The sequence below is a fragment of the Candidatus Accumulibacter sp. ACC012 genome, from assembly GCF_907163155.1.
Classification (GTDB): Bacteria; Pseudomonadota; Gammaproteobacteria; order Burkholderiales; family Rhodocyclaceae; genus Accumulibacter; species Accumulibacter delftensis.
On record NZ_CAJQUC010000003.1, the window covers coordinates 823,833 to 844,871 of the forward strand.

A 21,039-nucleotide genomic window follows, 5' to 3' on the forward strand; every position below is an offset into this window, starting at 1 on the left:
GTGCGAATCCCCCTTTGCCGTACCATGGCCCAAGGTCAGCTCTCGGCCAGGAGGATAGGGCGAGGGAGCGATGATCACCATCCTCTCCATCTATCCGCTCGGCCTATGCCGCCGTTGTCAAGACCGATGGCGATAGCCGGTTTCATGGTTCTGGCGTTCCCGTGTCTTGGTTGCCAAGTTCAAGCTCACTCCTGGCAGCCGCGGCAAGCGCTTGGTACTTGGCGCGGAATGCGTCAAGCGTGTCCTCTTCGATCTCCTCCAGATCGAGTAGCGCATTGTGTGCGCCCTTGGTCGCTCTGATCAGTTCGTCGAGCTTCACCTGAATGGCTTCCGTGTCCCTGTTCTGCGTGTTTTGGATCAAGAACACCATTAAGAACGTGATGATGGTCGTGCCCGTGTTGATCACCAGTTGCCACGTATCACTGAACCTGAACATAGGGCCCGTGACTACCCAAACGGCAATGACTCCCACCGCAAGTGTGAAGACTCGCGGGCGCCCGCAGAAGTGAGAAGCGCCTTTTGCAAACTTCGTGTACCAAGAAGCTCTAGCCATGGAACGGACCTCGTTTCAGGTGTTGTTACTGCGAACGGTCAAGTCTTGGTTGCGGCTGGGCAATGCGATGTAGGTCAGCGGCTGGGAATCCCCTCCCGGTAGCCATTGACCACAGGCCAGCTATCGAGTCATGCTGGCGTGACCGTCCTCGCCCGCCCGGCTACTCATGGCATCGCCAGAAACGCAAGCTACCGGCGCAGTTCGCCTGCCGCATCGGGGTTTGACGCTTCAACACGATTCGGGATCGCGCGTTGTGAAGCGTCCTACAGGGGCCGCGCGACATGCACCGTATCCGGCTCGTCCCAGTCACGATGCGGGGTGAAACCCAACTGCCGCGCGAATTTCAGCATCCGGTGATTGGTCGCCAGGATGATTCCCTCCATGCTCGTCAGGCCACGTGCGCGAGCCGTATCCATCAGCGTCGCCATGAGGATTCCCGCGACCCCCGAACCCTGCCAGGCGTCGTCGACGGCGACGGCGAACTCGCAACTCGCGCCATTCGGATCGACGATGTAGCGGGCCACGCCGATTTCCGTCTCCTTCCCATCCTGCGGCAGCGTTGCTACGAAGGCCATGTGCTTGTCGTAATCGACATCGGTCAGGTAACGCAGCTTGGTCGTCGGCAGTTCGTTCAATGTCACCATGAAGCGCGAGTAGCGCGACTCGGGCGACAGATGGCGCACGAAGTCGGCCTCGATCGACGCGTCGTCCGCGTTGATCGGGCGAATCGTCACTTCGCTGCCGTCGAACAGGTAGCGTTTACGAACCAACTCGGCGGGATATCTGGCCATGGTCATCGTCAGCCGGGCGAATGCGGTGCGGGTCTGGCGCCGAGGTAGGCCACGATCGCGTTCAAGGTTTGCACCTTGCCGTAGTCGGACTCCGGGATATCGACGCGAAACTTTTCGCGCAATGCGAGGATGACGTTGAGCCAGTCCATGGAATCGAGATCGATCTGGTTGCGCAGGGGTTTGTCCGCCTCGATGCGCTCGGCATCAAGCTCGGGGGCGATGGTGCGCACGACGGAGAGTACGGCGGCGCGAAGTTCCTGGTCATTCATGGTGCTTACGCTCCAGTAAACACTGCTCGGCGACCGGCCGCACGGTACAACATCGGAAATCCTGAGCGGCGCTCAGAGACTGAGTCGCGCCCAAAATGCAGTTTGTTACCGCTGCCAGTCGCAGCGGTCCTCGAAAATGGCGTTGGCGGTTTTTCTCGCCTTGCTGGTCATCGTTACGGCAGACAGCCCATCGACGCCTGGTGGCACGGCGCCTTCGGTGGCATGCTTCAGCCATACTACACAAGCATTCCCCCTGCGCAAACTGTCGCGCGTCTAAACTGACGCTGTAGCCATCATCGACGGAGCCGTTCGCCAAGATGCACCCAGAATTCATCCGCAAGTCGCCACAGGAATGGCGTGTGCCGCCGCATCTCGCGGATTGGCAACGCGAGCACGCGTGTTTCTCGTGGCCGGCTGTGCGCCAGGAACTCACCGGCGCGGCGCAGGGCGAACTCAATATCGGCCGTCTGGCGGTGGATCGGCACCTGGCGACGGCGGTACGCGGGCGAGTAGCGTTTCGCTTCATCAGTCGAAACGACGTACGGCGCGACGTCAGCTTCGAGGAACTCGCACGCCAGACCAACCGCTTTGCCAACGTGCTGCAGCGACTCGGCGTCGGCAAGGGCGAGCGCCTGTTCATTCTGGCAGGTCGGGTGCCGGACCTGTACACGGCGCTGATCGGCGCACTGAAGAACGGCAGCGTGGTCTCGCCGCTGTTCTCCGCCTTTGGTCCCGAGCCGATACGCACGCGCATGGCCATCGGCGAAGGCAAGGTGCTGCTGACCAGCGAGTCCCTGTTTCGTCGCAAGGTGGCCGGCATTCTCGGCCAACTGCCGGCGCTCGAGCACATCCTGCTGATTGGCGACGATGGTGGCCGGACCAACGTCCCCGGAACCCTCGATCTGGCGACACTGATGGAGCAGGCCACGGATGATTTCGCGGCCGTTCCCACCTCGGGCGAGGACATGGCCTTGCTGCATTTCACCAGCGGCACCACGGGCGCACCCAAGGCCGCGATTCATGTCCACGCGGCGGCCATTGCCCACTATGCGACCAGCAAGTACGCGCTCGATCTGCATGAACAGGACTTGTTCTGGTGTACCGCCGATCCGGGATGGGTCACCGGCACTTCATACGGCATCATCGCGCCGCTGCTGCACGGCGTGACGAGCCTGGTCGACGAGGCCGACTTCGACGCCGGGCGCTGGTACCGCTTGCTGCAGGAGCACCGGGTCAGCGTCTGGTACACGGCGCCGACGGCGATCCGCATGCTGATGAAGGGCGGCGCGGAACTCGCCCGGCAGTACCGCTACCCGGAGCTGCGTTTTATCGCCAGCGTCGGCGAGCCGCTCAATCCGGAGGCCGTGTGGTGGGAGCAGCAGGTGCTGGGGCTGCCAATCCACGACAACTGGTGGCAGACCGAGACCGGCGCCATCATGATCGCCAACGTCCTGGCCATGGACATCAAGCCCGGCTCGATGGGCAAACCCTTGCCGGGCATCGATGCCCGCCTGATGCGTAGGCACGCAGGTGGCGGCATCGAAGAGGTCATTGCTGACGACGTCGAGGGAGAGCTAGCGCTTCGGGTCGGCTGGCCGTCGATGTTCCGCGGCTATCTCGGGCAGGAGGAGCGCTACCGCAAGTGCTTTGCCGGCGACTATTACCTGACCGGTGACCTGGTCAGGCGAGACGCGGAGGGCTACTTCTGGTTCGTCGGCCGCGTCGATGACCTGATCAAGTCGGCCGGACACCTGATCGGGCCATTCGAGGTCGAGAGCGTCCTGATGGAGCATCCGGCCGTTGCCGAAGCCGGGGTCATCGGCAAGCCCGATCCCGTGGCCGGCGAGGTGGTCAAGGCCTTCGTCTTGCTCAAACCGGGTTTCGGCGAGAGCGAGTCGCTGCGCATGGAACTGCTCGGCCACGCACGCAAACGCCTGGGCGCCGTCGTGGCGCCGAAGGAGATCGCGTTTGTGTCGACCCTGCCGCGTACGCGCAGCGGCAAGATCCTGCGCCGCCTCCTGAAGACGCGCGAGCTTGGACTGCCCGAGGGCGACAGCTCGGTGCTGGACGACTCGGGGTGAGCGCGCTTCGGCGCAGACCCGCTTTCTCGGTCAGCCCGGCAGCGCAGCACGCGAGCGCGATCAGCGAGTCGATCCTCTCCTGCGTGCGAGCCACCCGCGCGGCGAGTTTGGCGTGTTTTCTGGCGTCTTCGGGAAAGCGTTTACGCCGACAGAGCAGGCGTCCCTGCTCCGAATGCGAGCCTTTCGCATGACTTCCTGACGTCAGTAATGGCTCAGGGAGCCGACGTTCAGGGCAGCCAGAGAGCTGTCGAAAGCTCTGCATAAGGGTCGAAAGGGTGAGTAGCGTTCTTCAGGAAGCGGTCGCCCAGGGTCGCCGGTCCAGACTATTTTGGCGAAGGCTGTCGAACGGCGGCAATGCGAAGTACACCATGACACTCATGGCGCATTACCCCAACGACCGCTCTGGCCGATCAGCGACCACAGAACCGACAGGGCTGCGGTCTTCTTTGAAGCCGAGACCTGCCGTTCAAAACCCTCCGTTCTGCGCTGGTGCAATGGCGGGGGTCGTAGTGGAGGCTACGCAAGGAGACCATGACTTGCGCGGGGTCGCCCTCGTGCCGCGTCTAGCGCTATTCCCGCCATTTCTTCCGGTTGTGCCTGTGCCGCGGCTTTGTGGCTGGCGGCCTGGATGCGCTGGGGGAAATGAGCAGTCGTTCTGTTTCCTGGACGACAAACTCGGCGTATCTTCACCACATTGCAGGAAGCATTTGTGTTCGCCAGGCGTGAAAAGTGCGCTTTCGACGGCAGCCGCGCGATGACGCAGCGGCGGTGGTCTTGTTCGTCGCCGGCCCCGGGTGCGGCGAGTTCCTGGCCCCCTGTCAGCCCGAACCCTCCTTTCCACTGCGCCATGAGAAGCTCGTCAATGAAAACCATCGTTTAATGAACCCAGCCGCCCGCATCACCATCATCGGCGCCGGCTTCGGTGCGCTCTCCAGCGTGCTTGAAATCCGCCGCCGCGATGCCAACGTCGAGATCACCCTGATCGCACCGCGCGCAGAATTGCACTACCTCCCCGGTATCATCTGGATTCCCTACGGCCTGCGCACGCGCGAACAGCTGATCGTGCCGTTGGCCAACTTCTTCAAGCGCATGCAGGTGCGACACGTAGCCGCCGAGGTGACAGGCCTACGCGACGGTGGTCGGGTCGTCGAGACCACGACGGGCGAGGTCGGCAACGATGCGCTCGTGATCGCCAGTGGCGGGCGCTTCATCAAGAAGCTGCCAGGTATCGAGCACGCCATCACACCCTGCGAAGGGATTGCTGCGGCCGAAAAGATCCGTGACCGCCTGCGCGCCATGCCAGGCGGCACCATCGCCGTGGGTTTTGGCGGCAACCCCAACGAACCCGGAGCGGTGCGCGGCGGCCCGATGTTCGAGTTCCTCTTCGGCATCGACGAGCAGCTCAAACGCGAAGGCCGGCGGGAGAAGTTCGAGCTCGTGTTTTTCAATCCGTCGATGGAACCGGGCCAGCGCCTCGGCCCGAAAGCAGTGAAGTACCTGCTGGCGGAAATGGCGAAGCGCGGCATTCGCACCCACCTCGGCCACAAGATGCAGCGCTTCGAGGCCGACCGGGTGGTCACCGAAGGCCGCGAGTTCGCGGCCGACCTGATCCTCTTCATGCCCGGTATGACCGGCAACCACTGGTTCGATCAGACCGAGCTGGCGCGTTCGCCCGGTGGCCTGCTGCAGGCCGATGCGCAGTGCCGCGTCGTCGGCACGCAGAATATCTATGTGGTCGGCGATTCCGGCAGTTTTCCTGGCCCCGAGTGGATGCCCAAGCAGGCCCACATGGCCGACCTGCAGGCTGCCGCCGCGGCCGAAAACCTGCTCGCGGGCCTGCGCGGACAGACGCCCAGCGCCACCTTCAAGGTCGAACTGATCTGCATCATCGACGCCATCGACCGCGGTACGCTGGTGTTTCGCAATCCCCGGCGCCAGATCATCCTGCCCTCGTCGCTGCTGTTCCATTGGGCCAAGCGCTTCTTCGAAGGTCTGTACCTGAGGAGATACCGATGAACAATCAGAGGAGCGCGATCGCCGTCACACCATGCAGCCCAGCGTGGAACGCGACAGGCCCTCAGCGCTACTGCCCATCCACCGTTTTCAGGCGACGGTAGAGAGTCCGTTCTGACAGGCCAAGGTGGCTGGCGAGCGCTTTCCGGCTGCCTTTGAAGTGGCGTACCACTTCCTCGAACGACACCGAATGGCTATCGGGGAAGTCGTGCTTCGCTGGCGGCGGGATCTTCGGCTGAAGTCCGCAATGGGCTGGGCCGCCGCCAACTCCAGTGGCAAGGTGCTGCAGATGTATTTCATCGCCATCGCAGAGCAGGCAAGCGCGTTCGAGAATGTTGCGCAGTTCGCGCACATTGCCCGGATAGTGGTAGCCGCGCAGCCAGGCGGCCGCCTCCGGTGACAGGCGGCTGCGGAGGTGACCACCAGAGACGCGATCGAGCAAGGTCTCTGCCAGTAGCAGGACATCATCACCGCGCTGGCGCAACGGCGGCAGGTGATCGGGAAGATATTCAGCCGGTAGAACAAGTCCTGCCGGAAAAGACCTTCGCTCACCATTTCAGGTCAGTGGACGATGGGTGGCGGAGACCACCCGGACTTCGGCCTTGCGCAGCTCCGGGGAACCCACCCGACGATAGGTGCCGGTTTCCAGTAGCCGCAACAGCTTGACCTGGATCGAGAGCGGGATATCGCCCAGTTCGTCGAGAAACAGCGTGCCGCCCGACGCCGCCTCGACCAGCCCGGTCGTTCGTGTCGTCGCACCGGTGAAGGCACCGCGCTCATGGCCAAACAAGGCGCTTTCGAACAGCGTTTCCGGCAATCCCGAGCAATCAACGGCAACGAAGGGGTGTTTGGCGCGCCGGCTGAGCTGATGGATGGCATTGGCGACCAGTTCCTTGCCGGTACCCGACTCCCCCTGCAGCAACACGGAGGCGTCCGAAGGCGCCACCCGTGCGACCAGTTCCATCATCTTCAGGAAGGCTGGCGAACGACCGATCAAACCCTGTACGTCACCCAGACTGGGTGCTCCCGGCAAGGGCTCCAGCTTCTCGACGTAATAAACGATTGCGCCGCTGGCGTCGCGGATCGGCGACAGCTCAATGTTTTCGAAGCTCTCGCCGCGCGACGTGTAATGGAGATGCAGCACGCGCTCGCGCTGGCCTGATTGCAGGCTGCGCTGTAGCGGACACGACTCGCCCGCCTGGTCGCAGGGCACCGTGTATCGATGCGACACCTCGAAGCACTTGCGGCCAACGACCTCTATTTGATCGACCCAGTTGGCTCGATAAGCCGCGTTTGCGGCCAGGATCCGATAGTCGCGGTCACACAGGATGTGCGGTTCGGGAAAGGTCTCCAGGAACGAAACCAGTTCTGCCAAGGATGCTTGATCGACTGCCATGGATGTCACCCGTTCTGCCATATCCGCCAACTCGACTGCCAAATACTGCCATATCGGCAAGAGCCTGGCAAAAAAAATCGTCAGCGTTTGGGCGGGCAGACTCGCAAGTCATTGTTTTTTTGTCGTTCGTTCTCTTGCTTGAAGGCTGGCACGAATCTTGATAAGTGTTCACTGATATTGGCTCCTTTCAGTCGGTAGAAAAATCAGCGAGACCGGCGACCGGAGAATAGACCACTTACCATGGGAAATCAACATGAACCAAATTGTCTGCCAAGGCGAATCATTCGTCGTCACCGACAGTCCGGCTCGTCGGCGGTGGCTGCTGGCTACCGCCGGACTCGGCGGCGCGCTGGCATTGACAGCAGTCGTTCCTTTCGTCGCCAGCCTGCTGCCTTCCGAACGGGCAAAGGCCGCCGGCGCCCGGTGGAAGTCGACATCGGCACGCTTGCGCCCGGCGAAATGATGGTCTGTCGAATGCGCGGCAAACCGGTATGGATTCTGCACCGTACGCCAGAAAATGCTCGCCTCTCTCGAGAACGCCGAAGCGAGGCTCGCCGATCCAGGCTCGAACGTAGCGCAGCAACCGAACTACGCGCACAACCAGCAGCGCTCCCTCAAGCCGGAATACCTCGTCGCGGTTGGCATCTGCACCCATCTCGGCTGTTCGCCAAGCAAGGCTTTCGAGGCTGGCGACCCGGCGCTGGGTGCGGACTGGCCCGGCGGCTTCCTCTGCCCCTGCCACGGATCGACCTTCGATTTCGCCGGCCGCGTCTTCAAGGACAAACCTGCGCCGACCAACCTGGAGATTCCACCACACAATTACCTCACCGACAGCCGCCTGCTGATCGGCAGCGACACACGCGGGCAAGCCTGACCGGCTGAGAGCCGATGACACGGCGTTTCGCCACAGCATGCGGCCGCTTCGCCCTGACGCTACAAAACGGATATGAAAGGAGAAATCATGCAAATCGCCGTCACCAGCCAGAACCGCAAGACAATTACCGAGCACGCCGGCAAGTGCCGCAAGTTCTGGATTTACGAGGTTGAAAAGGGCGTGCTGACCGGCAAACGCCTCGTCGAGATTGGTATCGAACAGAGCTTGCACGCCAGCGCCGCGCAGCTTGCCGAACCGCTGGCCGGAACGAATACGCTGATTACCCGCGGCATGGGCCCCGGCCTCTATGAACGCCTGATGCAGAGCGGGATCCTTCCCGTGGTGACGATAGAGGAAGATCCCGATGCCGCCGTGTCCGCCATGCTCAGCAATACCCTCAGCCGACTGCCCGTTGCGCGGCGGATTGATCTTGCCTGCCATGAGCACGGCCATTTCTCCCACATCGCGAGGCAAAGCCCATGACCACCACAACTCCGACCCTTGACATTGGCGCCCTGAAGCGCCTGCGAATTCTCTGCGTCTCGGAAACCGGCTGGTTCGATACGGCCACTGTCTTCGACGACATTCGCACCGCTGGCGGTGCTCAGACTGATCAATACGCCATCCCGTGGCCGCCGTTCGGATCACTGCACGCCGAAAACGCCGCCGGCTTTTCGGCGCTGCTGGAAGCCGAGGCACTCGATGGCAGCGTGCGCCGCCTGCTCTTCGATACCGGTTGGAACCCCGACTGGATGGACCGCCGCTTCGCCGAAGAGGGCATCGACCGCCTGCTGCAGGAGCGCAAGATCGAGGCCTTGATCGTCAGCCACGAGCATTTCGATCATTTCTGGGGGATTGGCTCGACGCTCAAGCACTGTCCAGGATATTCCGATCTACCTGCCGGAAGGCTTCCATCCGGCCGGCCTGGCATTCATCCAGCCAGCAGGGTCACACCGGAAGAGTGATCACCGTGTCCACCGAGCAACCGCTGGTACTGCTTCCGGGTCCTGGCTCTGGCCAGTTTTCCGATGAGTACGCTGCTTGCAGGTGCACGGCGAGAACGTCCTCTATGCCAATCTGAAGAACCAGGGTTTGACGATGATCACCGGCTGCGGCCACGGCGGAGTCCTCAACTTGCTCGACTACGCGCGTCGTACCTTCGCCGGAGGCGAGCACATCCATGCGATCTATGGCGGGCTGCATCTGTCGCCCCTGGAAGATTGGGACAAGCAGCGGGATGACATCGTCAAGGCGCTCGGTGGCTATGGCATTGCCAAGATAGGTTGCAACCATTGCACCGGCCGCACGGCCGTCGAGAAGATGCTGGCCAGCGGCTTGCCGGTACAGCGGGGAACGGCCCGAAACGGCTCTCAGACGGATTCGTTCCTGGGCAACGGAGACGTGCTCGAACTCGGGGACGAGGTCACAGCGAAGCTATAGGGTGTCGCTTGGGATCCGCCAAGACCAGCGCCATGAGCCGCGCCATCACGGTGCCACGCTGTCTTGCCGAGTGACGCCGGCTTACGCGTCCCTGAACAACGCTTCCAGCCATCGCAAATCTTCGTTCAACCACTCTGGATGGCAATCCCGCATGCCCCTGAAGGGAACGTCGACCCCTTGCTTGTGCAGTTCCTCTTGCAGGATGCGCATCAGAACGCCCGACTCCACCGCAAGGCGGCCGGGATCAGCCGTGCCGCACTGCAGATGAACGGCACAACCCGGGCTCTGCGGATTCCCCCCGAGGATGGCCAGCAATCGACAGCCATTGTTCTGGTAGTCCCGAAGGGTGTTGGCCAGGTCCCGGCTGATCACCAGACAGCACTGGCAGCCCGCTGGGGTATCGAGCACGTCGCGGATGGATTTTCCCGGCGGCCTCTGGCGCGCAAGCCCCAAAAAACGCATCTCCGGACAGGGAATCTGGACGATACCCACGTCGTATCGCAGACAGAGTCTGAGGACGGCTTTGTTGACGGCCGGGTAGCTGGCGGCGCCGGCATCGCGGGCATTCTGATTGAGGGAGCATTCGATGACAGCGACCAGTCTTCGACTCCGCCCGTCGCGGGGAGCGAAACCCAGCGCCATGGCTATTTTATTGACTACGGACATTTTCACATCGGCGGGTTGATCGGCGGTGCAGGGCTGTCTGCTTCGGCGTTCGCCCTGCAGTGTAGCCGTTCTGGACAACGGACCGCCACCGCTACAAGTCACTGGACATTTAGGTGGTTACACCGTCGCCTTCTCGCTCGCACAGAACTGCGGCACATTCACTGGCCGCGCGCCGAAACCCGGCGTGTGGCTTCATACCACATTCGGAACCACCATGACTCTTCGACGCATCCATACCCTGCACCGGCCGGCTGCCGGCCGGACACTTCTTCCGCCACTGATTTTCGTTCATGGCGGCTACGCCACGGCGCGCTGTTGGGACGAGTATTTTCTGCCCTATTTCAACCACCGAGGATTCGACTGCCATGCGCTGGACCTTTCCGGCCATGGCGACAGCGAGGGCCGCGAGCGGCTTGACCGGTTCGGAATCGACGATTATGTCGAGGATCTGACACAGGTCGCACGGCAACTGTCTGCACCGGCAGTCTTCATCGGTCATTCGATGAGCACGGTCGTCGTCGAACGTTTTCTCGAACAGAACACAGCGCGCGCAGCGATCCTCATGGCCCCGGTCCCTCCCGGGGGCATACTCGGCGCATCGATGAAAATTGCCCTGACCCAACCCGCTTTCTTCAGCGAACAGCTTCACCCTGCCGGCGGCGAGCAAAGCGCGCGCACGATGCGCGGCGTGTACTACTCACGCGAGACCGAGATCGACGATCTGATGCGCTTCGCCGCTTGGTTCCAGTCCGAGTCCCGCCGCGCCATCCTGGACCTGTCACTGCTGGCGATGCGCCTTGGCAGGCGCCGGCCGGCGCTGCCGGTTCTGGTCGTCGGAGGCGAGGCGGACGCGGTCTTCCCGCCTGCTCTGCTGGGCCTGACTGCCTTGCGCTGGCAAGCCGAAGCGGCGGTGATCCCGGCTGCGGGCCATACGCTGATGCTCGATGCACATTGGCAAGCGGCCGCCGACAACATGGCTGACTGGCTCGCCCGGATGCTGCCAGGCGCGACCGCGCAAGCGCGTGATTGACAGAGATTCTCAGGGGGCTCGGAATGTTGCCATGGATAGTCGGATTCAGCTTATTGGGCAGCGTCGGGGCTGTGGGTGGCGCGGCCTTGTTTCTGTTGTTTCCCGAAGGCATCCGAAGAGGTCTCGTCCCGTGCCTGATCAGCTATGCGACGGGCACACTACTCGGCGCGGCTTTCCTTGGCATGATTCCCGCAGCCCTGAAACAGGCACCGGCAATTGCCGTCAGCGCGACAGTACTGGCCGGTATGGTGCTGTTCTTCATACTGGAGAAGCTTGTGCTCTGGCGCCATTGTCACGACAGTGGCTGCGAGGTGCATGGCCGCGCTGCGCCGCTTATCCTGATCGGCGACGCTTTCCACAACTTCGTCGACGGCATGGTGATCGCCGCAGCCTTCCTGACTTCGATTCCCCTGGGGATCGCCGCGGCGCTGGCCGTGATCGCGCACGAGATACCGCAGGAGGTCGGCGATTTCGCGATCCTGTTGGACAGTGGTTATGGCCGCCGGAAGGCGCTGCTGCTCAATGGCCTTTCATCAGCCAGCACGCTGCCCGGCGCTGTCCTGGCCTATTTCTGGCTCGGTGAAATGGGCGCCGCGGTGCCCTATATTCTGGCGCTTTCAGCCGCGAGCTTTATCTACATCGCCGCGGCCGACCTCATTCCGGGCCTACACCGACAGGTGAGCCCCTACCGCTTCGGTGCGTCAGCTGGTGCTGCTGCTCGCGGGCATCGCTACCATCGCCATTTTTCACCACGGAGGATGACTCGTGAACGACCTGTCCGAAGCAGAAATCCATGCCTTGAACGAGGCACTCGACGATGAATACCGCGCCTGGGCAACATACGACCAAGTGATTGCCGACTTCGGCAACGTGCGCCCGTTCACCAACATCCGGGCGGCCGAAGCGCGCCATATCGAGGCGCTGTGCGCGCTGTTCGGTCACTACCGACTGCCCGTTCCCGGGAATCCCTGGAACCTGGAAACCGTTACGCGCTACGCCAGCCTGCAGGAAGCGTGCGAAGCGGGCGTGGTCGCCGAGATCGCCAACGGAGAAATGTATGATCGACTGCTGAAGGTGATCCAGCACCAGGACATTGTTGCCGTATTGCGTCAATCTCCAGGACGCTTCGCAGCAGCGACACCTGGCTGCGTTTCGACGTTGTGCGCAACGTTCTGCGGGTTACGGACGTCGGGGACCTCGACCCAGCCGATAGCAGGACTCTGGCGCGGCACGCTTGCAGCACGACGACGATCACCGACCAGGCAACACCCGAGAGTGCCGTTGCGCGCTTGATCACATACTCTCGGGGTGCGACCACGGCTACCAGAAAGTCCTGCTGCCGACAACGACGGTTGAACGGCGATGGCTGGTTACGGCTACTTGTGCGCGATCGGCTTGTCGGTGAAGACGTAATCCTTCAGTTCCTTCGAAAACGCTTGATCCTTGCGACGGATCCACTCCAACACCATCGAGGCATGCTCTTTTTCCTCGTCTCTATTGTGTTCGAGAATCGCCTTCAGGTCTTGATCCTTGCAGGCATCTGCACGTTGGTTGTACCAATCGACTGCCTCAAGCTCCTCCATTAGAGACACGATTGCTCGATGCATGTCGCGCGTTTCATCAGGATAGTTCTTCAACGGGTTCGTGGTAGCCAACACTTGACATGGACGTTTCCTCTCCGGTTGAGGTGCCCTTGGTTTTTCGTATTCCAAAGGGTGGTGGGTCATGCTACCTGTCTTTCCTGGTGCTGGGTACCTGACGCGCAGCGCATGAACAAAGTGTTCGCCTGCACTGGCGTGTCGGGAACAGCCTGCACTGGTGCATGGATGTGGTCTTTGGCGACGATCAGATGCGGGCTTGCACCGATTATGCCGCGCACAACTTGGCTGTCCTGCGCCAGTTCGTCTTGAATCTCCTCCGCCTTCCCCCGGTGAAGCGCAAGGGTGGCCTCAAGACTCAGCGCCTTATCGCCGCTACTTCCGATTCCTTCCGTGCCGAGCTCCTGGGTCTTTTATAAGATTCATGCGATTGTCCTGTCCTACCTGTAGGCGGTTTGTTGAGCTGAGGGATCTCGCCAGCGGAGTCCGAGGCCATTTCTCTCGTCGTAAAGCGCAGGCCCGCCTGAAGGTCGGGGGCCACTCTTGCTGATCTGAGATGCGACAAGATGCCACACGACGATTGGTCGCTGGCCGGGCATACTTGGGATAGCCGTAGTCGTGATTACCGACGATCGAATGTTTCCACCCGCTTTCCACGGAGGTAGGTATGCAGTTCTTCAAGACTGTCTTGATGGCCCTGGCGCTGATCGTTTCCGGTTTGTCGAACCCGTTTTCGCCGGGGATAAGGATCCCTTGTTCATCGCTTTATCGAGCGATGCGACACGGCGGGTTGGCCACGTTCTGCATTTTGCCGAGCTTCAACGCGCCAGAGGACACTCGTTGACGATTTGGCTGAACGAGAGCGGCATCCTTCTCGCGTCCAGGAAGTACACGGAGAAGCATGCCGATCATCAAGCGGCGCTCGCCGAACTGATGAGCAAGGGTGCGACGGTATTGATATGCCACTACTGCATGCAGCAATTCGACGTCGAAGCGTCGGACTTGTTGCCGGGCTTCAAGATCGGCAGCCCGGATCTGCTTGGTAACGCCTTGTTCAAGGACGACACCAAGACCTTGTCGTGGTGAGCGCCTGACCACGAGCCATCGGTTCTGGCACTGCATCGACCAGCGCCGGTGAAGAAAGGAGAGAAGAAAGGGACTGGGCGGGATGCGAATGACAGGCGCAGTCTGAAACCTTCCGCCATGCCTGTCGAAGCTCCGGCCGCGACGAGGCGGCATTCAGCCAGCACGGCCGGCTCACTATCGGCAAGGTACGCGATGAGAACACGACTCACCGGCTTGGCTTCGGGTCTTGCGCCTGATCTGCCTGCTCACTGTCGCCGCTGTCTATTGCTCGCCAGTCGCTGCCGATGCGTCGCTGTGGATCGACCACGACGCCGCGGCGAACGGCAGGTGCATTTGTACTTCTTCTGGACCTCGGAGCTGCCCGCATTGCCAGGCGGCGACTCCGTTCGTCGAGGCGCTGTCGGCCCGCTATCCATGGTTGCTGGTGCACAGTGGCGACGTCAGCAGCGACGCGGAAGCGGCCAAGGCGTATGTCGCCATGGCGGAGGCTCTGAGTCAAGAAGCGAGTAGCGTTCCAGCCTTTATCTTCTGTGGCCGCATGACCGTCGGTTTCGATCGGCCGGAAGGAACCGGGCACGCGCTGGAGGAAGGACTGCGCTTGTGTCGCGAAACGGGCATGCCGGCAACGTTTGAGCCCGCTGCGGCAATGGCGCGGGTGCCGAGTGTCGATCTCCCGTTGCTCGGCAGGGTGACGGCCGAGCAGCTGTCGTTGCCAGTTTTCACCCTGATCATCGCCGGACTCGATGCTTTTAATCCCTGCGCCTTCTTTGTGCTCCTATTCCTGCTTTCGCTGCTCGTCCATGCGGGCAGCCGCCGACGCATGCTGTTTCATCGGCGCCGTCTTCCTCTCCTTCTCGGGCCTGATCTACTTCGTGTTCATGGCCGCCTGGCTGAACGCTTTCCGCTGGCTGGGCGAGATCGCGATGGTTACGACGGTGGCAGGGATGCTGGCGATAATCATCGCGCTGATCAACATCAAGGACTATTTCTGGTTCAAGAAGGGGATCTCGCTGAGCATCTCCGACACGGCCAAGCCCAGGCTCTACCAGCACGTGCGCGGGCTGCTGCGGGCGGACAGCATGCCGGCGCTGACGCTCGGCACGGTTGCCCTGGCGGTGGCGGCGAATTCCTATGAGCTGCTGTGTACCGCCGGATTCCCGATGGTCTATACGCGGCTGCTGACCCTGTCTGACTTGTCCCCCTGGCAGCACTACGCCTATCTGGGACTCTACAATCTGGTCTATGTGATGCCGCTGATGATCATCACCCTGGTGTTCACCTGGACCCTCGGCTCGCGCAAGATGTCCGAGAGCGAAGGGCGGTTCCTCAAACTGCTTTCCGGCAGCATGATGCTGGGACTGGGCGTTCTGCTGCTTGTTGCACCGGCGGCGCTCAACGATCTGCGCGTGGCACTGGCCTTGCTGGCCGGCGCGCTTGGTGGTTCATGGCTGGTGCACCGGCTGATGTGTTCTCGAAAATCGTTCTCGATCTAGTCGCCGCCAAAGGGCGCGTTTCGAGAACGTCTGCCTTAGCGTGCCTTGTTGTCCGTTTTCCGAGCGGAAAGAGCGGTTGCCAGGGGCAGGAACAGCGTCAGCGGAGAGTCGGGCAAAGCGATAAATCCATGATGCCGGTAGAAGGCCACTGCCGCCTCGTCTTTACCGTCTACCATCAGGGCATAAGCAGCGATCTCCGAGCGAGCGGCACGGTCGAGCGCATCGGCCAGTAGCGCACCGCCTAGACCTTGCCCCTTGAATCCCTGATCGACGGCCAAGCGGCCCATGCGTACCGCTGGCACGGTCGGGTAGCGCGGTAGCTTCTTGCCGGTGCTGGCCGGAAGATCGGCGAGCAACAGGCTTGCCGACGCCAAGGTGTAGTAGCCCGCGATGCGGTGCCCCTCAGCCAACGCGACAAAACAGGCGGCAACGCGTCGGCGAACATCCTGAGTGACGTGTTCCCGCAAGTAGCGGTCTAGCGGCTCGGAAGTACTGTTGAACTTCGTTCGGTCATGTGTCGCATCGAGCGGCGCGAGCCGGAACGGCGCGCTATTCACTCAGCGCGCAGCAGCTTGCTACGACGAGCGAAAGCACGTTCCAGGGCCGGCGACGGCTGAGGTGGCGACAGCAGCGCCTGAGCAAAGCACTCCTGATCGGCCATGGACAGGCGGATAACTTCGGCTTGCTCGATGGCGCGTTGTGCTGCGTCTTGAACGGCGGTGATCACGAAGTCGGTCATGGTCCGCCCCTGAAGTTCAGCAGCGCGCTTGAGCATCGAATGCAGATCGGTGCTGATCCTGGCTTCGAGGCGGGCGGTAGAAATGGCTGCGGGCATAGTCTTGTCCTCCTGACGATGAGAGTACGGCAGCCTGCCGTACTCGTCAATTTACCTTATCGTACGATTTTTCCCGTTTCGTGAGCAGATTCCATTGTTGAGCCCGTTAAAGCCGTCAGTTCAGCGAAGAACGTCGCGGTGTTCATGGCCGCCAGCTTCTCGGCGACAGCGGTCGCCACGAACTGGTGTTAGCATGAGTCAGCAACACGAAATTGATGGATTCCGGGTCGAATGCGAACGGCTTGCGGTTGCGCGCCGGTGCCTCGCGCCTGCCCTGCACCATGCCGCAGTCACCAGGAGCGCGTGTCTGCGGTCTCAGCCAAGTAGCACGAACCGGTTACTTCGCAGGGCTGCGCCGCGCCGAGAAAGGTGATGTTCATCTTGTTTCTCCACCCGCTGGAGCGATCCGTTCCGGGCTGTTTGTCGCCAGCCTGTCGAGCAGGTCATGCATGACACGATTGATGGCATCGAACCGGCTTGCGTCCGCAAGGATTTCCTGCGGCATCTGGATGTAGCGGCCTTGGACGAGTTCGTTGGCGCCGTGAGCGATTAGCTGTTGTGCGCTGTCCAGGGTCGTTTCCAGGTGAAACTGCAAGCCGACCACCCGCCCGTCGTAGACGAAGGCCTGGTTCGCGCAGCCGGCGCTGCGAGCGGCACGCACCGCGCCGGTCGGAATGTCGTAGGTGTCGCCATGCCAGTGGAACACATCGATTTGCCGTGGGAAGGCTTCAAACAGGCCGTCGCCAGAGACGGCCTCCGTCTTTTCGACCGGAAACCAGCCGATCTCCTTGTCGGCGTTGGCGCAGACCCTTGCGCCAAGCACATCGGCAACCAACTGCGCCCCGAGGCAGATGCCGAGCACGCGCCGGCCGGCGGCGATGGCCCGTTCGATGAAGCGCTTCTCGTTCACCAGCCAGGGGTAGTCAGCCTCTTCGTAAATGTTCATGGGGCCGCCCAACACCACCAGCAGATCCACCGTGTGGATGCCTGGCAGGGGATCGCCACGGTAGAGGCGCGTTGCGCCGAGTGCGTGCCCACCGCGCCGAATCCACTCCTCGATGCTTCCGAGTCCTTCGAACGGCACGTGCTGCAGATAATGGATGTTCATCGCGTTCCTCCTTGTCCCGCGCTGACGTTCCGGCGCGCCTGTTTCTCACCTAGGGTCAGGTTTGAGCCGGTCATATACGAGGGGGTATGAAACCGGCTGCCCTTCCGAAACCTGTGCCACGGAGGAGATGACGAGTTGTCCATTCCCGCCATCGCTCTGGTAGCTCTGGACGAATTTCTTTTCGAGTGTCGTCATCTCGACCACCACCACGGCGTCTTCCCAGCCCGCGACGGCCACCCGCTGCTGCAGTCCGCCGCTGGCGGAAACGCTGGCGCCGCGAAAATCGTTGAAGAGGCGCTGACGTCAATCGCTCTCGTCGGCGATCAGCAGCCTCGGATCCTGATGGATGACCTCGAGACCCTGCTCGGCGAGCCACACCGAGTTCCTGCCTTCGCCATCGGCGAGCGACAGCGCCCTTTGTCCGTCCTGCAGCAGTCTTGCTCGGTGTGCCAGGAAGCGGTTCTGTGCCAAACAAATATTGTTCGCCAGCTTCGTGGTAACGATTGCGCCACATCGCTTCCGGACTCATTGAACGAATATCCCCGGTCATCGATCGTTGTGCTGAAACCCACAGCGCAGCATCCCAGAATGGTTTCTGCAGCCATCCGTGGCAGCAGCGAGCACGCCGCGTCTTCGCGCTTGCCGCGCTGGAAATTACCTCTCGGGCACTTCGATATAGTGCGCGGCGAGCCACTCACGATCAAGTTCCCAGCGCGCGTCCTTGATACCGGGCTGCGCGAGGACGATCGCGCGCGCTTCAGCCTGTACTTCGCCGAGCAGCGTTTGCGCGGCAGATGAACGCCGGATCGTTGGCATTCCTTGGTATCGATTTCCGGATAGAGAACGGCCAGCGCCTTGAACGCCGGTACCTGGACGTTGCGCGGCGTACTGATGAACGCCGTTTCGCCAGTGACTTTCAGGATCCGGAACTGGTAGGGGTAGCTCTTCAGCTTCGCGCTGCCCTGCGCAGCAATGACTGCCGTCAGCTGGCGAGAACGCGAATCGGGGCGCGGATTACCCAGTCGAGGCCAACGAGCAACAGCAGGATGATGATTATCCAGTAGCGCCTCTTCACCTTACATCTCCTATTGTTGGTTACGAGAGTTCTTTGCCGTGTCGGTCGGCAAGTGGTCTTGTGGCACCGTCCAGAAAGTCGATCACCGTTTCGAAGTGGCGCTCCATTTCCGCGTACTGATCGTGGCTGCCAGGGATCAGCAGCAAGCGTACCCGCTCATCACGGCGCCTGGCGAAAATTTCCTGCGCTTCGCTGACCGGTACCGTTTCGTCGTTTGTGCCGTGTACGAGCAGCACCGGGCAGCTTGCCGCGCGGATGGTGTGGCAGGGTGCGATGTCCGCAAAACGCTGGCCGATGACGTGCTGGACGTAGTACAGAATGTAGGCCCCCAGCGGCCAATAGGGAATCCGCCTGCGCTTTCAGCCAGCGCCGCATGATCGCTGCCGGATCGGCGAAAGCGGCCAGCGTCACGGCGGCGACCAGGTCCTGTCGTTGGCTGGCGAGCAGCAAAGCCGCCGCCGCCCCTACGGAATGCCCGATGACACCAACTCGGCTGTGCATCGACTTCCGCCTGGGCGCGCAAGCCAATCCACCGCGTGCGCCAGATCTTCGGCAAAGCGCGGCAGTGAAGCAAAGCTGTCGCCATCGCTGCGGCCGTGGCTGCGTGCGTCGAAGAAGAGCAGTGCGTAGCCTGCCCCGTGCAGGGGTTTGGCCAGCGGCAACATCATTTCGGCGTTGCCACCCCAGCCATGCAGGATTGCCAGTGCCGGTGCGCATTCGCCGGCCGGGATGAACCATCCGAACAGAGTCTTTCCGCGCACGCTGGAGATCGCCACCTGGCGCCACGGCAGTCCGTCGGGAACCCCGCTTTCGGCAACGCGCGGCGCGGCCAGGCTGCGGCGAATTAGGTGATTGATGGTGAGCAGGGCGACGACCGCGACCGACAGCATGGCGAGCGCCGTAGAGATGCCTCCCCAGGTGCTTGCATCACGCATACTGGACGGCGCTCCCCGATTGCCAGACCGCATTGCCGCCGACGGCCGGGCTAGCCGACTTCAATCGCTTCGTCAGGGTTGGCAACTTGCGCCTGCCGCATAACGTAGGACGGGGACAGGTGGGAGTTCTCCCCTAAAGTTCCGGAATTAAACATATCATATATCAGATGTTGCTAATAGGGTTTAGGTCGTTTCGTGTGGAATGGGCAAAAGCCGGGCGAATGGTGAGGCGGGCAAATGGGTGAGCTTTCCAGCAATGAGGTAGGCCATGGCGATGAAATTTTCGACGCGGCGATAGCCGCGTGCCCGAGCGCGCGCTTCCTGAAGGGCTCGATTCATCGCTTCGACGCGGCCGTTGTGCTTGCCTGCCTGGAAACCGTTGAGAACGCCAGGAAGATGCTTGGTGATCGTTCTGCCGAGGCGTTTAAAGGGTTCGAGTCGGCACCGACTGGCCCAGCTGAGCCAGCGCTTCAGCAGCGGCTGCGCTTCATCAGGCGTGTCGGCTGTGATGTAGATGGCGCGCAGCGCCTGCTTGATTCGCCAGGCCCGTGCCGTCTTGAGGTTCGAGCGCTGCAACCAGTGCATGGTCTCGGTTTGCTTGACCGTCCAGTCGGCGGGTTTCTTGTGCAGCCCCCAGCGCGTGCCCTTGAGTTCGGGTGCGGTTTTGACCTCCGCACGTCGCACCTCGTCCAGAGCCGTGCTGCTCAGAGCAACGACGTGGAAGCGGTCGAAACAGACCTCGGCGCCTGGAAAGTGCTCGGACGCGCCGGCCTGGAACGAGCCGCTCATGTCCATGCTGACATGGGTGATCGCGGTCGGCTGACCACCATGCTCGGTAAGGTCGCTGGCGAACTTCCCGAGCGTGGCCTTGTCCCGGCCCGGCGTCGCAAACAGCAAGCGTTGTGCATCGAGATCATAAAAAACAGAGACGTACGTCTGGCCGCGCTTGCTCGCGGTCTCATCAACGCCGATGGCGCGAACCGCTGCGTGACTCTCCCGGGCACGCGCTTGGCGCACATGATGGTCGATCACGCGCCACAGCCTGCGACTGCGCACACGCAGCAGCCGACCCGCCGCCAGGACCGACATGGTCGGTGCCAACATCAGCGTCAAAGCCTCAAACAGAAGCGTGAAGCGACTGCCTTCACGCGCCCAGGGCACGGCGATCTGCGTCACCTTGCGACAACCGGCACAGGCCACTCGCGGCACCTCGGCGTGCAGGTGCGCTTCGAACTGGAAGAAATCCAGATGGCGCCAAGAGCGCGCCAAGCGGTCGTGAAGCGGCTGCGCCGCTGCCCCACAAGCCGGGCAGGCATAACTGGCTGCGCCAAACCTGACCTGGAAATCGATCCGTCCGGACTCTGGCTTGAAGATGACTTCATCGACTTGCCAAGGAGCCACGAGACCCAGAGCCTGGGTGAACAGCGTTTCAATCATCGGGAACCGGTCGCAAAAGGAAAGGCCGCCATTGTCCTCCATGCCGAGGGCGGCAGACTGCCTTCCTCGGCCCGGAGGAAGCGTAAGCGAGCGGGCCGCGATGTAAAGGGTTCGGCTGCGCCCGGACTGCGTCCGCCCTTGACATCACCGCTCGCTCAAAACGTCAAACCCGTCGTCCGTTCCACACGAAACGACATAGACCCTGCTAATAGTGCACCAACGCCGCGCCATCTGACAAAGTAGAATTTGAGCTCCCCCCGAAATTTAGTCTGCCAAGGGTGAGAGGTAGAAGTCAATCACTTTTGCAATGAAAGATGGAGATACCGGCACCCGCATACACGCCGGAGTTCAATGATGGT

General features: G+C 61.8%; 22 protein-coding genes and 6 pseudogenes. 13 read left to right on the plus strand and 15 right to left on the minus strand.

Annotated elements, in window-relative coordinates:
• Positions 1–142: 142 nt before the first annotated feature.
• From QZ648_RS07060 to QZ648_RS07070, 3 genes are all read right to left on the minus strand, one after another.
• Positions 143–553, minus strand: coding sequence for a low affinity iron permease family protein (locus QZ648_RS07060; RefSeq protein ID WP_291996510.1), 411 nt, complete (start codon positions 551–553; stop codon positions 143–145).
• A 263-nt stretch (positions 554–816) separates the two neighbouring features.
• A complete protein-coding gene (locus QZ648_RS07065) occupies positions 817–1,344 on the minus strand; it encodes a GNAT family N-acetyltransferase (protein ID WP_291996511.1) in 528 nt (175 codons plus the stop codon).
• Positions 1,345–1,352: 8 nt separating this feature from the next.
• Positions 1,353–1,613: an acyl carrier protein gene (locus tag QZ648_RS07070; protein ID WP_034909832.1), complete on the minus strand. Its 261-nt coding sequence runs from the start codon at positions 1,611–1,613 to the stop codon at positions 1,353–1,355.
• A 317-nt stretch (positions 1,614–1,930) separates the two neighbouring features.
• On the opposite strand from QZ648_RS07070, the gene acsA reads away from it, so the two are divergent.
• The gene (gene acsA / locus QZ648_RS07075) at positions 1,931–3,694 is read left to right on the plus strand and encodes an acetate--CoA ligase (protein ID WP_291996512.1); all 1,764 of its coding nucleotides are present in this window, start codon (positions 1,931–1,933) and stop codon (positions 3,692–3,694) included.
• A gap of 879 nt (positions 3,695–4,573) precedes the next feature.
• On the plus strand, positions 4,574–5,710 hold the full coding sequence (locus tag QZ648_RS07080; RefSeq protein WP_291996557.1) for an FAD-dependent oxidoreductase: 1,137 nt from the start codon (positions 4,574–4,576) through the stop codon (positions 5,708–5,710).
• Positions 5,711–5,777: 67 nt separating this feature from the next.
• Here the strand turns inward: QZ648_RS07080 and QZ648_RS07085 are convergent.
• A pseudogene (locus tag QZ648_RS07085) lies at positions 5,778–7,103 on the minus strand (sigma-54-dependent Fis family transcriptional regulator).
• A gap of 253 nt (positions 7,104–7,356) precedes the next feature.
• Here QZ648_RS07085 and petA point away from each other — a divergent pair.
• The 4 genes and pseudogenes from petA (at position 7,357) to QZ648_RS07105 (ending at position 9,417) form a co-directional block, all read left to right on the plus strand.
• A pseudogene (petA, locus tag QZ648_RS07090) lies at positions 7,357–7,977 on the plus strand (ubiquinol-cytochrome c reductase iron-sulfur subunit).
• A gap of 87 nt (positions 7,978–8,064) precedes the next feature.
• Positions 8,065–8,460: a NifB/NifX family molybdenum-iron cluster-binding protein gene (locus QZ648_RS07095; RefSeq protein ID WP_291996513.1), complete on the plus strand. Its 396-nt coding sequence runs from the start codon at positions 8,065–8,067 to the stop codon at positions 8,458–8,460.
• The gene (locus QZ648_RS07100) at positions 8,457–8,942 is read left to right on the plus strand and encodes an MBL fold metallo-hydrolase (RefSeq protein WP_291996514.1); all 486 of its coding nucleotides are present in this window, start codon (positions 8,457–8,459) and stop codon (positions 8,940–8,942) included. The genes QZ648_RS07095 and QZ648_RS07100 overlap by 4 nt, the downstream gene beginning before the upstream one ends.
• Before the next feature lie 76 nt (positions 8,943–9,018).
• Positions 9,019–9,417, plus strand: a complete 399-nt coding sequence (locus tag QZ648_RS07105; RefSeq protein ID WP_291996515.1) for a hypothetical protein — start codon at positions 9,019–9,021, stop codon at positions 9,415–9,417.
• 81 nt (positions 9,418–9,498) lie between these two features.
• Here QZ648_RS07105 and QZ648_RS07110 read toward each other — a convergent pair whose 3' ends face one another.
• Entirely contained in the window at positions 9,499–10,059 is a 561-nt protein-coding gene (locus tag QZ648_RS07110; protein WP_291996516.1) for a hypothetical protein, read from the minus strand.
• A 238-nt stretch (positions 10,060–10,297) separates the two neighbouring features.
• On the opposite strand from QZ648_RS07110, the gene QZ648_RS07115 reads away from it, so the two are divergent.
• From QZ648_RS07115 to QZ648_RS07125, 3 genes are all read left to right on the plus strand, one after another.
• The gene (locus QZ648_RS07115; protein WP_291996517.1) at positions 10,298–11,113 is read left to right on the plus strand and encodes an alpha/beta fold hydrolase; all 816 of its coding nucleotides are present in this window, start codon (positions 10,298–10,300) and stop codon (positions 11,111–11,113) included.
• Positions 11,114–11,295: 182 nt separating this feature from the next.
• Positions 11,296–11,934 carry a ZIP family metal transporter gene (locus QZ648_RS07120; protein WP_366144072.1) on the plus strand — a complete coding sequence of 213 codons (639 nt, stop codon included), beginning with the start codon at positions 11,296–11,298 and terminating at the stop codon, positions 11,932–11,934.
• Positions 11,879–12,406 carry a DUF2202 domain-containing protein gene (locus tag QZ648_RS07125; RefSeq protein WP_291996518.1) on the plus strand — a complete coding sequence of 176 codons (528 nt, stop codon included), beginning with the start codon at positions 11,879–11,881 and terminating at the stop codon, positions 12,404–12,406. The genes QZ648_RS07120 and QZ648_RS07125 overlap by 56 nt, the downstream gene beginning before the upstream one ends.
• 83 nt (positions 12,407–12,489) lie before the next feature.
• On the opposite strand, the pseudogene QZ648_RS07130 reads toward QZ648_RS07125, so the two are convergent.
• Positions 12,490–12,778, minus strand: a pseudogene (locus QZ648_RS07130) (ferritin-like domain-containing protein).
• A gap of 89 nt (positions 12,779–12,867) precedes the next feature.
• Here QZ648_RS07130 and QZ648_RS07135 point away from each other — a divergent pair.
• From QZ648_RS07135 to QZ648_RS07150, 4 genes and pseudogenes are all read left to right on the plus strand, one after another.
• Positions 12,868–13,130, plus strand: a pseudogene (locus QZ648_RS07135) (ISAs1 family transposase); the annotation flags it as partial.
• A gap of 248 nt (positions 13,131–13,378) precedes the next feature.
• Positions 13,379–13,555, plus strand: a complete 177-nt coding sequence (locus tag QZ648_RS07140) for a hypothetical protein (RefSeq protein ID WP_291996519.1) — start codon at positions 13,379–13,381, stop codon at positions 13,553–13,555.
• Positions 13,552–13,797: a DsrE family protein gene (locus tag QZ648_RS07145; protein WP_291996520.1), complete on the plus strand. Its 246-nt coding sequence runs from the start codon at positions 13,552–13,554 to the stop codon at positions 13,795–13,797. The genes QZ648_RS07140 and QZ648_RS07145 overlap by 4 nt, the downstream gene beginning before the upstream one ends.
• Positions 13,798–14,597: 800 nt before the next feature.
• The gene (locus tag QZ648_RS07150) at positions 14,598–15,290 is read left to right on the plus strand and encodes a hypothetical protein (protein WP_291996521.1); all 693 of its coding nucleotides are present in this window, start codon (positions 14,598–14,600) and stop codon (positions 15,288–15,290) included.
• Between the two features lie 35 nt (positions 15,291–15,325).
• On the opposite strand, the gene QZ648_RS07155 is transcribed toward QZ648_RS07150, so the two are convergent.
• The 9 genes and pseudogenes from QZ648_RS07155 to QZ648_RS07195 form a co-directional block, all read right to left on the minus strand.
• Positions 15,326–15,847 (minus strand): GNAT family N-acetyltransferase, encoded by a 522-nt coding sequence (locus QZ648_RS07155; protein ID WP_291996522.1) that lies wholly within the window; start codon positions 15,845–15,847, stop codon positions 15,326–15,328.
• A complete protein-coding gene (locus QZ648_RS07160; RefSeq protein WP_291994677.1) occupies positions 15,844–16,125 on the minus strand; it encodes a DUF1778 domain-containing protein in 282 nt (93 codons plus the stop codon). The genes QZ648_RS07155 and QZ648_RS07160 overlap by 4 nt, the downstream gene beginning before the upstream one ends.
• Positions 16,126–16,312: 187 nt before the next feature.
• Positions 16,313–16,505: pseudogene (locus tag QZ648_RS07165) on the minus strand (MBL fold metallo-hydrolase); the annotation flags it as partial.
• Positions 16,502–17,233, minus strand: a complete 732-nt coding sequence (locus QZ648_RS07170; RefSeq protein ID WP_291996523.1) for a type 1 glutamine amidotransferase — start codon at positions 17,231–17,233, stop codon at positions 16,502–16,504. The gene QZ648_RS07170 and the pseudogene QZ648_RS07165, both read right to left, overlap by 4 nt.
• 348 nt (positions 17,234–17,581) lie before the next feature.
• A pseudogene (locus tag QZ648_RS07175) lies at positions 17,582–17,762 on the minus strand (SAM-dependent methyltransferase); the annotation flags it as partial.
• A gap of 125 nt (positions 17,763–17,887) precedes the next feature.
• Positions 17,888–18,049: a hypothetical protein gene (locus QZ648_RS07180; protein WP_291996524.1), complete on the minus strand. Its 162-nt coding sequence runs from the start codon at positions 18,047–18,049 to the stop codon at positions 17,888–17,890.
• Positions 18,050–18,328: 279 nt separating this feature from the next.
• On the minus strand, positions 18,329–18,655 hold the full coding sequence (locus QZ648_RS07185; protein WP_366144079.1) for an alpha/beta hydrolase: 327 nt from the start codon (positions 18,653–18,655) through the stop codon (positions 18,329–18,331).
• A gap of 117 nt (positions 18,656–18,772) precedes the next feature.
• On the minus strand, positions 18,773–19,243 hold the full coding sequence (locus QZ648_RS07190) for a CocE/NonD family hydrolase (RefSeq protein ID WP_291996525.1): 471 nt from the start codon (positions 19,241–19,243) through the stop codon (positions 18,773–18,775).
• Positions 19,244–19,426: 183 nt separating this feature from the next.
• The gene (locus tag QZ648_RS07195) at positions 19,427–20,680 is read right to left on the minus strand and encodes an ISL3 family transposase (RefSeq protein WP_291996526.1); all 1,254 of its coding nucleotides are present in this window, start codon (positions 20,678–20,680) and stop codon (positions 19,427–19,429) included.
• Positions 20,681–21,039 lie beyond the last annotated feature (359 nt).